The following is a 12,896-nucleotide window of genomic DNA, read 5'->3' as shown; positions in this document are numbered from 1 at the left end:
ACCAGAGGCATCGTCACAGCGCCTCGATGGTCAGGGTTCCGGTCCAGGGAAACTGGGGGAACAGGGACAGCACAATTCCGGTGGCGGGAGCGGACTCGCCATGGGCCAGCCAGCGGAGGCAGGGATTGGGCAAAAGCGGCGCATCACCCGCAGAAACGCGGAAGCGGCGGCCGGTGGCGGTGATCAGGATCACTCCCCGGTCGGCCCGTTCGACCGTGCACGGGGTATAGAGCCGCCGGATCACGGTGTGACGGTCGCGGCCGTCGATCCGGTCGCGGATTTCGACGCGGCCGCCCACGAACAGCCAGCGGCGTTCGGCCATGCCGACATGGCGCAGGCGGCGGAAGCCATGATGGGCCAGCGCCACCCCCGCCTCGTCATGGGCCAGCACCGCCGGACCGGCGATCTTGTCGCGGAACGTGGGGGCATAGCAGGGGCGGTTGGGGGGATAGGGGTCGGCCCCATCGACGGTCAGCCCGTTATGGGCGGCGGCGACGGCATCCTGATCGGAAAGCGGACCGTTGCCGAGATCGATCAGGATCGCCTCGTCACCGTGATGCAGTTCGAACCCGCCGCAATCCTGATGGCCGTGGCCGGACAGCGAGCACCAGCCCTCGGGATCGACATGCCACAGCCCCGACCACGCCCCGAACCGGGCTGACAGCCAGCCGTCGTCGATCGGGCTGGGGTCGAGCGGCAGACCGTCAAGCAGGGCGGCAAGGCGGTCGCGCTCCGGCCGGGGCAAGGTGGCCATCCAGCCGGAATCGTGGTTGCCGCCGGGGCGCAGGCAGGCCAGATGCGCGGGCGGGATTGCGGGGGCGATCTGCCCGATCAGCGGCAGCCCGCCCGGCAGATACAGATGGGTCAATTGTCCGGCGGCGGCGCGCAAACGGGCTTCCAGCGGCGCGGCCTCGGGCCGCCCGTGCGCGGTGGCGGTCAGCCAGATATCGGCCAGGGCACGGGTCAGCAGCAGGTGGTGATGGGTGGAGCCCTCGCCCAGCATCCCCGAGGGACGGAAAATCCGCTCGGCTTCGGACAGGATCAGCCGGGTTCCGGCCTCGGTGGCGGCAGGCAGCCCCAATTCCAGCCCCAGCCGGTACAAGCCGCGCCCGTTGTTGAACAGGCGGCTACTGGTCCGGCGCGGGCCGAAATAATCGAGACGCGTCGCAATCGCCGGGGCGTGGGCTGCCAGGATCGCCAGCGTTGTCTCGATCGGGCCGGGCAGGCCGTGGCGGCGGGCAAAGGTCAACAGGGTCGCGGCGCGGTCGGCGGCGATGTCGGCCTCCCACGCCATCGACGTATCCGGTCGGCCGAAGCGGGCGCGCCACGCCGCCCAAATCATCCCGACCCAGCGGGGGTCGTCGTCGGACTCCATCCGCTCGACCCAGCTAAAACGGTGCAGCCCGCGCCGTGTTTCCGGATCGGCGAACAGGCGTTCGAACAGCCGCGTCGCCTTGTCCGCGCTCAGCGTGATTTCGGTTCCGGGCAGGCGCAGCACGATCGGCCGGTCGGGCGATCCGGCGGACAGCAACGGGAATGAGGTTTGCGGGCGTTCCAGCGGCAACCCGGCCCAGGCTTCGCCCAGGATCGGCGGACGGTGGGCGGTAAAGGCCGGCTCTCCCGGCGTACGACACAACAAACGCGCCCCCAGCCATCGCCGCAATACGGGATCAGCGCTCAAGGGACGGGTCTTGCGAAGCAGCGCGGGTAGCATGGTCCTGCTTTTTAGCCGAGACCGGAACCGGAGACCAGCGGGGATCGGGGGATATCTCCGTTCGTCAGGAGATTCCTCCCCGTTGGGCTGGGGTCACGCGACCCCGGACAGCCAAGCCGGGAGGAACCTTTATCCTGAGCGACCGGGAAAAAGCGTCGGTCAGCCGAAGCGGACGTCGACGATTTCGTAGGATTTCGACCCGCCGGGGGTGGTGACCTCGACGGCATCGCCGACATGTTTGCCGATCAGAGCGCGGGCCAGCGGAGACTGGACCGACATTCTGCCGGATTTGATGTCAGCTTCGTGGGCGCCGACGATGGTGTAAGCCACTTCGTCGTCCGAATCCTCGTCAGCCAGGGTCACGGTGGCGCCGAAGCGCACCTGATCCCCGGTCAGGGTCGAGGCGTCGATCACCTGAGCGCGGGAGATGACATCCTCCAACTCGGCAACGCGCCCTTCGATAAAGCTCTGGCGTTCACGCGCGGCATGATACTCGGCGTTTTCCGACAGATCGCCATGTTCGCGCGCCTCTGCGATCGCGCGAATCACGGCCGGACGCTCAATCGTCTTGAGTGTCCGTAATTCATCCTCCAGCTGGGCCAGCCCGGCGGGAGTCATAGGGATTTTTTCCATTAACAAACCCCGGTCAGACGGGACCGTATGGCGGTGCCCCCTGGCTGCCGCATCCTAGCCGCTCCCTAGAACGAAGACCCAAAATACGACTGCAACGGCGCTACATCAAGTGTGCCGCACCGAAGCGCCTCGATCGCCTCGACCGCGGCGCGTGCACCCGCCACGGTGGTATAGTGCGGAATGTTGTTCATCAGCGCGGTATGACGGATCGAGAAGCTGTCCTTCACCGCCTGACTTCCCTCGGTGGTGTTGACCACCAGATGGATCTGGCCGTTCAGCATCGCATCGACGCAATGCGGCCGCCCTTCCAGCACCTTGTTGAGGATGCCGATATTGCGGATGCCGTGCTCGCGCAGGTACCGGGCCGTTCCCTCGGTCGCCATCACGGTAAAGCCCATGCCGAGCAGGCGGCGGGCGATCTCGACCATCGAGGGCTTATCGCCTTCCTTGACCGACAGGAACACGCCGCCTTCGATCGGCAGATTGGTCCCGGCCCCCAGCTGGCTTTTGGCAAAGGCGCGGGCGAAGTCGGAATCGATCCCCATCACTTCGCCGGTCGATTTCATTTCCGGCCCAAGCAGGATGTCGACGCCGGGGAAGCGGGCGAACGGGAACACCGCTTCCTTGACCGCGACATGCTTCATCATCGGGCGGGTGGTCAGGCCGAACGAGGCCAGGGTTTCACCCGCCATCACCCGCGCCGCGATCTTGGCGATCGGAACGCCGGTGGCCTTGGCGACGAAGGGCACGGTGCGCGAGGCGCGCGGATTGACTTCCAGGATGTAAACCACCCCGTCCTTGATCGCGTACTGGATGTTCATCAGACCGACGACGCCCAGCGCCTTGGCGAGGGCGACGGTCTGACGCTCCAATTCCTCGATGGTGTCGTGATCGATCGAGTAGGGCGGCAGCGAGCAGGCGGAATCGCCCGAATGGATGCCCGCTTCCTCGATATGCTGCATGATCCCGGCGACATAGACCTGGGTGCCGTCCGAGAGCGCATCGACGTCGATCTCGATCGCGTCCTTCAGGTACAGGTCGATCAGCACCGGATTGTCGCCCGACACCACCACCGCTTCACGCATGTAGCGTTCCAGCGCTTCGTTGTCATAGACGATCTGCATCGCCCGGCCGCCCAGCACGAAGCTGGGGCGGATCACCACCGGATAGCCGATCCGCTCGGCGATCGCCTTCGCTTCGTCGAGCGAGCGGGCGGTGCCGTTGGCGGGCTGCTTCAGGTTGAGGTCCTGCAACAGATGCTGGAAGCGTTCGCGGTCCTCGGCCAGATCGATCGAATCCGGGCTGGTGCCCAGGATCGGAATCCCGGCCTGTTCCAGCGCATGGGCCAGCTTCAGCGGGGTCTGGCCGCCGAACTGGACGATGCAGCCCAGCACCCGACCGTTGCGCTGTTCGACCTTGACCAGATCGATCACCGTCTCGGCGGTCAGCGGCTCGAAATAGAGCCGGTCCGAGGTGTCGTAATCGGTCGAGACCGTTTCCGGGTTGCAATTGACCATGATGGTCTCTTTGCCGGCCTCTTCGAGGGCATAGGCGGCATGGACGCAGCAATAGTCGAACTCGATGCCCTGGCCGATCCGGTTCGGCCCGCCGCCCAGGATCACCACCTTGTCGCGGTCGGTCGGCTCGGATTCGCATTCCGCCGGGTTGGTGCCGTCGCCTTCGTAGCAGGAATACATATAGGCGGTGGACGAGGGGAACTCGGCGGCGCAGGTGTCGATCCGCTTATAGACCGGCTTGACGTTGAACACTTCGCGGCGGAAGGCGGTTTCGGTCAGGGTCTTGCCCGACAGGTGCGACAGACGCTGGTCGGAGAAACCCATCTTCTTCAGCCGCAGCAGGCCGGGGGCGTCGATCGGCAGGCCGTGGGTGCGGACCTCTTCCTCGGCATCGATGATGCCCTTGATCTGACCCAGGAACCACTTGTCGTAGAAACAGGCGGAATGGACTTCGTCGATGGTGAGGCCAAGCCGGAACGCCTGGGCGATCACCAGGATGCGGTCGTGGCGCGGCTGGGCCAGCGCCTTCTTCACCGCGTCCTTCATGTCGCCCGCGTTCGAGCCGGGGATCTCGACATCGTCGAGGCCGGTCAGCCCGGTTTCCATCGAGCGCAAGCCCTTCTGGAGGCTTTCCTGGAAGGTGCGGCCGATCGCCATCGCTTCGCCGACCGACTTCATCGAGGTGGTCAGGTTGGTGTCGGCACCGGGGAACTTTTCAAAGGTGAAGCGCGGAATCTTGGTGACGACGTAATCGATCGTCGGCTCGAACGACGCCGGGGTGACCCCGGTGATGTCGTTGGCCAGCTCGTCCAGGGTGTAGCCGACCGCCAGCTTCGCCGCGACCTTGGCGATCGGGAAGCCGGTTGCCTTCGACGCCAGCGCCGACGAGCGCGACACGCGCGGGTTCATCTCGATGACGGTCATGCGGCCGTCCTTGGGGTTGACCGCGAACTGGACGTTCGACCCGCCGGTATCGACCCCGATCTCGCGCAGAACCGCGATCGAGGCGTTGCGCATGATCTGATATTCTTTGTCGGTCAGCGTCAGCGCCGGAGCGACGGTGATCGAATCGCCGGTATGCACCCCCATCGGATCGACGTTCTCAATCGAGCAGATGATGATGCAATTGTCCTTGCGGTCGCGGACGACCTCCATCTCGTACTCTTTCCAGCCGAGGACGGATTCCTCGACCAGAACTTCGTGCACCGGGCTGGCGGCCAGACCGCCCGCGACGATCTGTTCGTACTCGGCGACGTTATAGGCGATGCCGCCGCCGGTTCCGGCCAGGGTGAAGCTGGGGCGGATGATCGCGGGCAGCCCGACGATCGGCATCGCCTCACGGGCTTCGGCCAGGGTGCGGACCAGCCGCGAACGCGGGCTATCCAGCCCGATCTTGTCCATCGCGTCGCGGAACAGCAGCCGGTCTTCGGCCTTGGCGATGACGTCGCGCTTGGCCGCGATCATCTCGACGCCGTACTTCTCCAGCACGCCCATGTCGGCCAGCTTCATCGCGGTGTTCAGCGCGGTCTGGCCGCCCATCGTCGGCAGCAGGGCGTCGGGACGCTCCTTCTCGATGATGCGGGTGACGAAATCGGGGGTGATCGGCTCGACATAGGTCGCGTCGGCCAGCCCCGGATCGGTCATGATCGTCGCCGGGTTGGAGTTGACCAGGATGACCCGGTACCCCTCTTCCTTCAGCGCCTTGCACGCCTGAACCCCGGAATAATCGAACTCGCAGGCCTGGCCGATGACGATCGGACCGGCGCCGATGATGAGAATGGACTTGATGTCTGTACGTTTGGGCATGGCGGCGGGTTCCCGGGTTTTCTTAATTCAGACAGACACTATTTCGACGCGGCGATCTTCTCAATGAAGCGCTCGAACAGGTAATGAGCATCCTGCGGGCCGGGGCTGGCCTCGGGATGATACTGGACCGAGAAGACCGGCTTGCCCTCGACCGCGATGCCTTCGACCGAACCGTCGAACAGCGAGCGGTGGGTGACGGAGGTGCCGGCCGGCAGCGATGCCTCATCCACGACGAAGCCGTGATTCTGGCTGGTGATCTCGACCTTGCCGGTCGCGAGATCCTTAACCGGATGGTTGGCGCCGCGATGGCCGGTTTCCATCTTGAAGGTCTTGGCGCCCAGCGCCAGCGCCAGCATCTGGTGACCGAGGCAGATGCCGAACAGCGGCGTCCCGGCGTTCAACACGCCCTGGATCATCGGCACGGCATAGCGGCCGGTCGCGGCGGGGTCGCCTGGGCCGTTGGAGAGGAACACCCCGTCCGGCTGGTGACGCAGCACGTCCTCGGCGGTGGATTCGGCGGGCAGCACCGTCACCTTGCAGCCCGACGCGGCGAGACAGCGCAGGATGTTGCGCTTGGCCCCGAAATCGACGGCGACGACGTGGTATTTCGGCTCGGTCTGCTCGCCATAGCCGTTGCGCAGGTCCCACTCGGTCTCGGTCCAGACATGCGACTGGGCACAGGTCACTTCGCGGGCGAGGTCCATCCCCTTCAGGCCGGGCCATTCGGCGGCGATCTTGGCCAGCGCGGGCAGGTCGAACTGACCATCGGGGGCATGGGCGACGACCCCGCTGGGGGCGCCCTTCGAGCGGATGCGGCGGGTCAGGGCGCGGGTGTCGATCCCGCACAGGCCGCTGATGCCGTGGGCGATCAGCCAGTCATTGAGCGGCTTGGCCGAGCGCCAGTTGGCGGGCTGGGTGATATCGGCGCGCAGGATCAGGCCGCGGGCGGCGGGGGTCAGCGTTTCCAGATCCTCGGGATTGGTGCCGACATTGCCGATATGCGGGAAGGTGAAGGTGATGATCTGTCCGGCATAGGACGGATCGGTCAGCGTTTCCTGATAGCCGGTCATCGCGGTGTTGAACACCACTTCGCCGACCCGGCTGCCGGTCGCGCCGATCCCTTTGCCCCACAGCACGGTGCCGTCGGCCAGGACCAGAACCCCGGTGGCGCCCGGCGGGCGCGTCGCGTCGATACCCGGCCCCTCGCCGGTGGGGCTGAGTGCGGTGGCGTCAAGGTTCGGCATGTTGGTTCCTTCGTCTGGCGCGGCCGCAGACAAGCGCCGGGTCATCTCGCAACGCGCGGGATGCCCGGGGAACGGTTGGGCAGGGTGCGCCCGGTCGGCGGCAGGTGGTTGCGGGGCTTATAAAGAGGCCCAGGAGGGAAGTCAAGTCTTCCCGTGTCCGGGTAAAATCCACGAGATTTCAACTGTTTGGCCCGGGGGTGCGGGGCTTTCCTTCGGGGCGGTTTTGCGCTAGCTTGTTTCCTTTCCCGCGAAGTAGGGGGAAGGAACGTCTGACAGGGGAATGCGATGTTGCGGCAGGAGTTGAGTGATGCGCTAAAGACGGCGATGCTGGGCAAGGACGCCCGCACGGTGTCGACGGTGCGGCTGATCCTGGCGGCGCTGAAGGATCGGGACATCGCGGCGCGGCCGAACGGGTTGGCTGACGGCATCCCCGACACAGAAATTCTCCAGATGCTCCAGTCGATGATCAAGCAGCGGCGTGAGAGCATTACCATCTACGAGCAAGGTGGGCGGTTGGAGCTGGCGGAACGGGAAGCCGAGGAAATCGCCATCATCGAACGCTTCCTCCCCCGTCAGATGAGCGCCGACGAAGTGGCCGAGGCGATCCGGGCGGTGATCGCCGATATCGGTGCCACCGGCATCAAGGACATGGGGAGAGTGATGGCTGCGCTCAAGGAGCGTCATGCCGGTCTGATGGATTTTTCCCGCGCCAGCGTGGTGGTAAAGTCGGCCCTGGGCGGCTGATCGGTCCGATTTCGCCGCGTTTTCCCTCGGTTTTTCGACGACGGTAACAGCAGGACCCTGGCCCGATGGCCTTTCCCCCGTCTTTTCTCGAAGAGCTGCGGACCCGCCTGTCTCTGGTGTCGGTGATCGGTCGGCGGGTCAAGCTGACCCGCAAAGGCCGCGAACATTCCGGCCTGTGCCCCTTCCATAACGAAAAAAGCCCGTCCTTCACCGTCAACGAGGACAAGGGCTTTTACCATTGCTTCGGCTGTGGGGCGCATGGCGACGTCATCGGCTTTGAGATGCGAATCTCGAACCTGCCCTTTACCGAGGCGGTGGAGCGGCTGGCGGCCGAAGCCGGGCTGGAGGTGCCGCGCGCTACTCCCGAGGAACGCGCCCGCGAAACCCGCCGCGCCGGGCTGCACGAGGCGCTGGAAGCCGCCTGCGCCTGGTTCGAGGCCAATTTGCGCAAGCCGGGCGGGCGCGAGGGACTGGCCTATCTGCGCGCCCGTGGCCTGAGCGACGAGACGATCGCCCGCTTCCGCCTCGGCTGGGCCCCGGACTCGCGCGAAGCGCTGCGCTCGTCGCTGATGAGTGCCAGCCTGCCGGAAAGCCTGTTGGTCGAGGCCGGTTTGCTGCGCCGTCCCGAAGGCGGCGGCCCTGCCTTCGATTATTTCCGTGGCCGGGTGATCTTTCCGATCACCGACCGGCGCGGCCGGGTGATCGGCTTTGGTGCCCGAACTTTGGGCGACGGTCAGCCGAAATATCTGAACTCGCCCGAGACTCCGGTGTTCCACAAGGGACACGTCCTGTTCGGGCTGGCCCTGGCTCGTCAGCCCGCCCGCGATTTGGGCGCGGTGGTGGTGGTCGAAGGCTATATGGACGTGATCGCCCTCAATCAGGCGGGCTTCACCCATGCCGTCGCGCCGCTGGGGACGGCGGTGACCGAGGCGCAGATCGAGGAATTGTGGCGTCTCGCCCCCGAGCCGACCCTGTGCCTGGACGGCGACAGCGCCGGTCAGCGGGCGATGGGCCGGGCGTTGGAGCGGGCCTTTCCGCTGTTGAAGCCGGGGCACAGCCTGCGCTTCGCGATCCTGCCCAGCGGTGACGATCCGGATTCGCTGCTGCGCGGTCGCGGGGCGGCGGCGATGACCCAGGTGCTGGAACAGGCGCGTCCGTTGGTCGAGGCGGTGTGGCGACTGGAGGCCGAGGGCCGCGCCATCGACACCCCGGAACGTCGTGCCGCGCTGGAACAGGCTCTGATCGAGCGGGCGATGTCGATTGCCGACGAAACGGTACGGTGGCAATACGTCCGGGCCTTTCGCGACCGGCTGTGGCAGGCGTTCCGCCCGCCGCGTCCCGCGCCCCAGCCGTGGAGCGGCAAGGGCAAGCGTGCGCCGCTGGGACGGTTGCGCGGTCAGGACGGACGGCTGGTCGGAGTCGGCGCGCCCTCGGGGCTGCGGCCGCCCTACGAACGGCAGGAACGGGTGATGCTGGCCCTTGCTCTGGCGAATCCGGGGCTGGTCGAGCCGATTCATGAAGAGCTGGGACGATGCTTGTTTTCAAATGAGTCGCTTGACAACCTTCGACGCGGGATTCTAAAGCACCTTGGGACCGGGCGCGGGCTTGACGCGGACGAGCTTGCCGCCCATCTACGGGCGGATGGATTATCCCCGGTTCTGGAGTCCTTGCTGGATGCGAGCGAACGGCGAATGCACTCGGTCCGTGGCTACGACAGGATCGAGGACGCGCGGGCTCTCTGGAACGATGTCTACCTCCGCTACACCCGCAAGGATTTGCAGGCAGACGTGAGCGAGGCCAACGCGCGGCTGGCTGAAGAGGCGTCGCCGGCGGCCTGGACCCGTTTCCAGGCGGTCAAGCGACAGGAACGCTCGGCATCGGCCCGCGACGACGAGGCGGCGGGGACCGAGGCCCCACCGTCCCGGACGGAATAAAAATAAAGGTCAGGGGCTCTCGCCCCGGCCGGTTCGGCGTCGTCGGGGGGACGGGGCCGGAGACTTCAGGAGTAACGGTTTTCATGGCGACCAAATCGACGAATACGGCGGAAGTCTCGGAGAACCAGGACGAGTCGATGGATGGGCCTTTGCTCGACACCCTGGGGGTCGCCGTCAAAAAGATGGTGGCGCGCGGCAAGGAGCGCGGCTACGTCACGTATGACGAACTGAACGCCGCCATGCCGCCCGAGGAAGTCTCGTCCGAGCAGATCGAGGACACGATGGCGATGCTGTCTGAACTCGGCATCAACGTCGTCGAAAGCGAAGACGGCGAAGAGGCGCAGCCCGAGGGCGAGGAAGAAGCCACCGAGACCGAGGGCTATTCCGGCGCGGGCAACGTCGACGAAGAAGATTTGGGCCGCACCGATGATCCGGTCCGGATGTATCTGCGTGAGATGGGCTCGGTCGAACTGCTGAGCCGCGAGGGCGAAATCGCCATCGCCAAGCGGATCGAAGCCGGTCGTGACATGATGATCGGCGGCATCTGCGAAAGCCCGCTGACGCTGCGCGCCGTCGTCGAGTGGCATGACGCCCTGGTCGAGGGCAAGATGCTGCTGCGCGACATCATCGACCTTGACGCCACCTATGGCGCCGGTCCCGGCGGCGAATTGTCCGAAGAGGAATTGGAGCGCGGTCCGGCCGAGCCGGCCGAGCCGGGCGATCCCGCCGCCCCCGCCGTCGAAGGCGAAGAGCGCGACCCCGCGCTGCCCGAGGTCGAAGGCGAGGGCGAAGTCGAGGAAGGCGAGGAGAACTCGATTTCTCTGGCCGCGATGGAACTTCAGTTGCTGCCCCAGGTGCTGGAGACCTTCCAGGCGATCGCCGCCACCCATCAGAAGATGGAAAAGGTCCAGGAACAGCGCCTGGCCGCCTTGTCGAAGGGCGAGGCCGCGACCCCTGCGATCGAAAAGAAGTACGACAAGCTCAAGACCGAGCTGATTAAGCTGATGCAGGGCATTCACCTCAACAATGCCCGGATCGAACATCTGGTCGAGCAGCTGAACGGGATCAACCGTCGCCTGATGACCCAGGAAGGCCGCCTGCTTCGTCTGGCCGAATCCTGCCGGATCAAGCGTCCCGACTTCCTTGACGCCTATTACGGCTCGGAACTGGCCCCTAATTGGGTCGAGAACGTCGCGGTGCGCGGCAAGCATTGGAAAGAATTCTCGGCCCGCCACGCCACCGAGATCGCCGATATCCGCGCCACCATTTCGCGGATTTCGGGCGAATCCGGGCTGCCGATCACCGAATATCGCCGCATCGTCCAGACGGTGCAGAAGGGCGAGCGCGAGGCCAGCAAGGCCAAGAAGGAAATGATCGAGGCCAATTTGCGCCTCGTCATCTCGATCGCGAAGAAATACACCAACCGTGGCCTGCAATTCCTCGATCTGATCCAGGAAGGCAATATCGGCCTGATGAAGGCGGTCGATAAGTTCGAATACCGCCGTGGTTATAAGTTCTCGACCTATGCGACGTGGTGGATTCGTCAGGCGATCACCCGCTCGATCGCCGATCAGGCCCGCACCATCCGTATCCCGGTCCACATGATCGAGACGATCAACAAGCTGGTTCGCACCTCGCGCCAGATGCTGCACGAGATCGGCCGCGAGCCGACCCCGGAAGAGCTGGCCGAAAAGCTCAGCATGCCGCTGGAAAAAGTCCGCAAGGTGCTGAAGATCGCCAAGGAGCCGATTTCGCTCGAAACCCCGATCGGCGACGAGGAGGATTCCCACCTCGGCGACTTCATCGAGGACAAGAACGCGGTGCTGCCGCTCGATGCCGCGATCCAGGCCAATCTGCTCGAAACCACCACCCGCGTGCTGGCCAGCCTGACGCCGCGTGAAGAGCGGGTGCTGCGGATGCGCTTTGGCATCGGCATGAACACCGATCACACCCTCGAAGAGGTCGGGCAGCAATTCAGCGTTACCCGCGAACGTATCCGTCAGATCGAAGCCAAGGCGCTGCGCAAGCTGAAGCATCCGTCGCGCTCGCGCAAGCTGCGGAGCTTCCTCGATACCTAGGGTGCAAATGCCGCCTAAATAAGGCATGGCAGGCAAAGCGAAGGAGAGTCTCTCTCCTTCGCTTTTGTTTTATTACGACCGTATGTTACCGATTGAGTCATTATCGCGACATTGGTCGGATTGACCCCACATCGTCTTCCCCCTCTTCCTGGGTTGGCCTACAATACGGGCCACAGCCTGACATGGGAGAACGACGCACATGAAAGTCGGCATCGTCGGAGCGGGCGCGGTGGGAAGCACCGCCGCCTATGCCCTGGTCCTCCAGGGAACCGCCAGCGACATCGTCCTGGTCGATCTCAACACCAAACTGGCCGAAGCCCAGGCCCAGGATATCCAGCACGCCACCCCCTTCGCCTGGTCGTCGCGGGTCCGCGCCGGGGGCTATGCCGATCTGGCCGGGTCGGAAGTGGTGGTGCTGGCCGCCGGGGCGGCGCAACGGCCGGGTGACAGCCGCCTTGATCTGCTGGAACGCAATGCCACCGTGTTCCGCCAGATCGTTCCCGCCGTTCTCGATAATGCCCCGGACGCGGTTCTGTTGGTCGCCTCGAACCCGGTCGATGTCGTCACCGATATCGTTGCCCGTCTGTCAGGCTTGCCGGCGGGTCGGGTGTTCGGGTCGGGTACGATCCTCGACAGCGCTCGCTTCCGCGCCTTGCTGGCCGAGCATCTGGGGATTTCGCCGACTTCGGTCCATGCCTATGTCCTGGGCGAACACGGCGATTCCGAGGTGCTGTGGTGGTCGGGGGCGACGGCAGGTGGAATCCCGGTGGCCGAGGTTGCGGACCAGCTTGGCCGTCCGCTCGACGATGCGGCGCGGGCCACCATCGACGAATCGGTCCGCCGCGCCGCCTATCGCATCATCGACGGCAAAGGCGCGACCTGGTTCGGTATCGGGGCCGGTCTCAGCCGGATCATCCGCGCCATCAACAAGGACGAACGCCTGCTGCTATCGGTCTCGGCGCTGACCCCCGAGATCGAAGGGATCGCCGACGTCACCCTCTCGCTGCCGCGCATCGTCGGTGCCGGGGGCGTTCTGGAAACCCTCAATCCCGCCTTCTCGGACGAGGAACGGGCGGCACTGCGCCGTTCGGCCCTGGTGCTGCGCGAGGCCGCGGACAGCGTCAAACTGTAGGGCCGAGTGGGGGAGTGTCGCTGACGCGACCGGGCTGCCGCCCTGGCCCGCTTGCGGGCGAGCCCGCAAACACCCCTGTGATTGATGAGAGAAA

General features: G+C 65.4%; 8 protein-coding genes. 4 read left to right on the top strand and 4 right to left on the bottom strand.

Annotated features, from left to right (window positions below; all coding sequences use genetic code 11):
- Window positions 1–13 precede the first annotated feature (13 nt).
- From K678_RS17630 to carA, 4 genes are all read right to left on the bottom strand, one after another.
- Window positions 14–1,714: a heparinase II/III domain-containing protein gene (locus tag K678_RS17630; protein ID WP_021131686.1), complete on the bottom strand. Its 1,701-nt coding sequence runs from the start codon at window positions 1,712–1,714 to the stop codon at window positions 14–16.
- Between the two features lie 159 nt (window positions 1,715–1,873).
- Window positions 1,874–2,347, bottom strand: a complete 474-nt coding sequence (greA, locus tag K678_RS06610; RefSeq protein ID WP_021131685.1) for a transcription elongation factor GreA — start codon at window positions 2,345–2,347, stop codon at window positions 1,874–1,876.
- Between the two features lie 65 nt (window positions 2,348–2,412).
- Window positions 2,413–5,670 (bottom strand): carbamoyl-phosphate synthase large subunit, encoded by a 3,258-nt coding sequence (gene carB / locus K678_RS06605; RefSeq protein ID WP_021131684.1) that lies wholly within the window; start codon window positions 5,668–5,670, stop codon window positions 2,413–2,415.
- 38 nt (window positions 5,671–5,708) lie between these two features.
- Window positions 5,709–6,914 carry a glutamine-hydrolyzing carbamoyl-phosphate synthase small subunit gene (carA, locus tag K678_RS06600; protein ID WP_021131683.1) on the bottom strand — a complete coding sequence of 402 codons (1,206 nt, stop codon included), beginning with the start codon at window positions 6,912–6,914 and terminating at the stop codon, window positions 5,709–5,711.
- Window positions 6,915–7,199: 285 nt separating this feature from the next.
- On the opposite strand from carA, the gene K678_RS06595 reads away from it, so the two are divergent.
- From K678_RS06595 to K678_RS06580, 4 genes are all read left to right on the top strand, one after another.
- Window positions 7,200–7,658 (top strand): GatB/YqeY domain-containing protein, encoded by a 459-nt coding sequence (locus K678_RS06595; RefSeq protein ID WP_021131682.1) that lies wholly within the window; start codon window positions 7,200–7,202, stop codon window positions 7,656–7,658.
- Between the two features lie 65 nt (window positions 7,659–7,723).
- On the top strand, window positions 7,724–9,592 hold the full coding sequence (dnaG, locus tag K678_RS06590) for a DNA primase (protein ID WP_021131681.1): 1,869 nt from the start codon (window positions 7,724–7,726) through the stop codon (window positions 9,590–9,592).
- Between the two features lie 83 nt (window positions 9,593–9,675).
- Window positions 9,676–11,670 carry an RNA polymerase sigma factor RpoD gene (gene rpoD / locus K678_RS06585; protein ID WP_021131680.1) on the top strand — a complete coding sequence of 665 codons (1,995 nt, stop codon included), beginning with the start codon at window positions 9,676–9,678 and terminating at the stop codon, window positions 11,668–11,670.
- 199 nt (window positions 11,671–11,869) lie between these two features.
- Window positions 11,870–12,802, top strand: coding sequence for an L-lactate dehydrogenase (locus K678_RS06580; protein ID WP_021131679.1), 933 nt, complete (start codon window positions 11,870–11,872; stop codon window positions 12,800–12,802).
- The last annotated feature ends 94 nt before the right edge of the window (window positions 12,803–12,896 follow it).

This window comes from Magnetospirillum fulvum MGU-K5, assembly GCF_000442515.1.
Lineage (GTDB): Bacteria > Pseudomonadota > Alphaproteobacteria > Rhodospirillales > Magnetospirillaceae > Phaeospirillum > Phaeospirillum fulvum_B.
This window is presented reverse-complemented; position numbering and strand designations above follow the sequence as displayed.

Coding starts and splice junctions, on each gene's coding strand:
- K678_RS17630 (WP_021131686.1), bottom strand. CDS start 1,714: ATGCTACCCGCGCTGCTTCGCAAGACCCGTCCCTTGAGCGCTGATCCC.
- greA (WP_021131685.1), bottom strand. CDS start 2,347: ATGGAAAAAATCCCTATGACTCCCGCCGGGCTGGCCCAGCTGGAGGAT.
- carB (WP_021131684.1), bottom strand. CDS start 5,670: ATGCCCAAACGTACAGACATCAAGTCCATTCTCATCATCGGCGCCGGT.
- carA (WP_021131683.1), bottom strand. CDS start 6,914: ATGCCGAACCTTGACGCCACCGCACTCAGCCCCACCGGCGAGGGGCCG.
- K678_RS06595 (WP_021131682.1), top strand. CDS start 7,200: ATGTTGCGGCAGGAGTTGAGTGATGCGCTAAAGACGGCGATGCTGGGC.
- dnaG (WP_021131681.1), top strand. CDS start 7,724: ATGGCCTTTCCCCCGTCTTTTCTCGAAGAGCTGCGGACCCGCCTGTCT.
- rpoD (WP_021131680.1), top strand. CDS start 9,676: ATGGCGACCAAATCGACGAATACGGCGGAAGTCTCGGAGAACCAGGAC.
- K678_RS06580 (WP_021131679.1), top strand. CDS start 11,870: ATGAAAGTCGGCATCGTCGGAGCGGGCGCGGTGGGAAGCACCGCCGCC.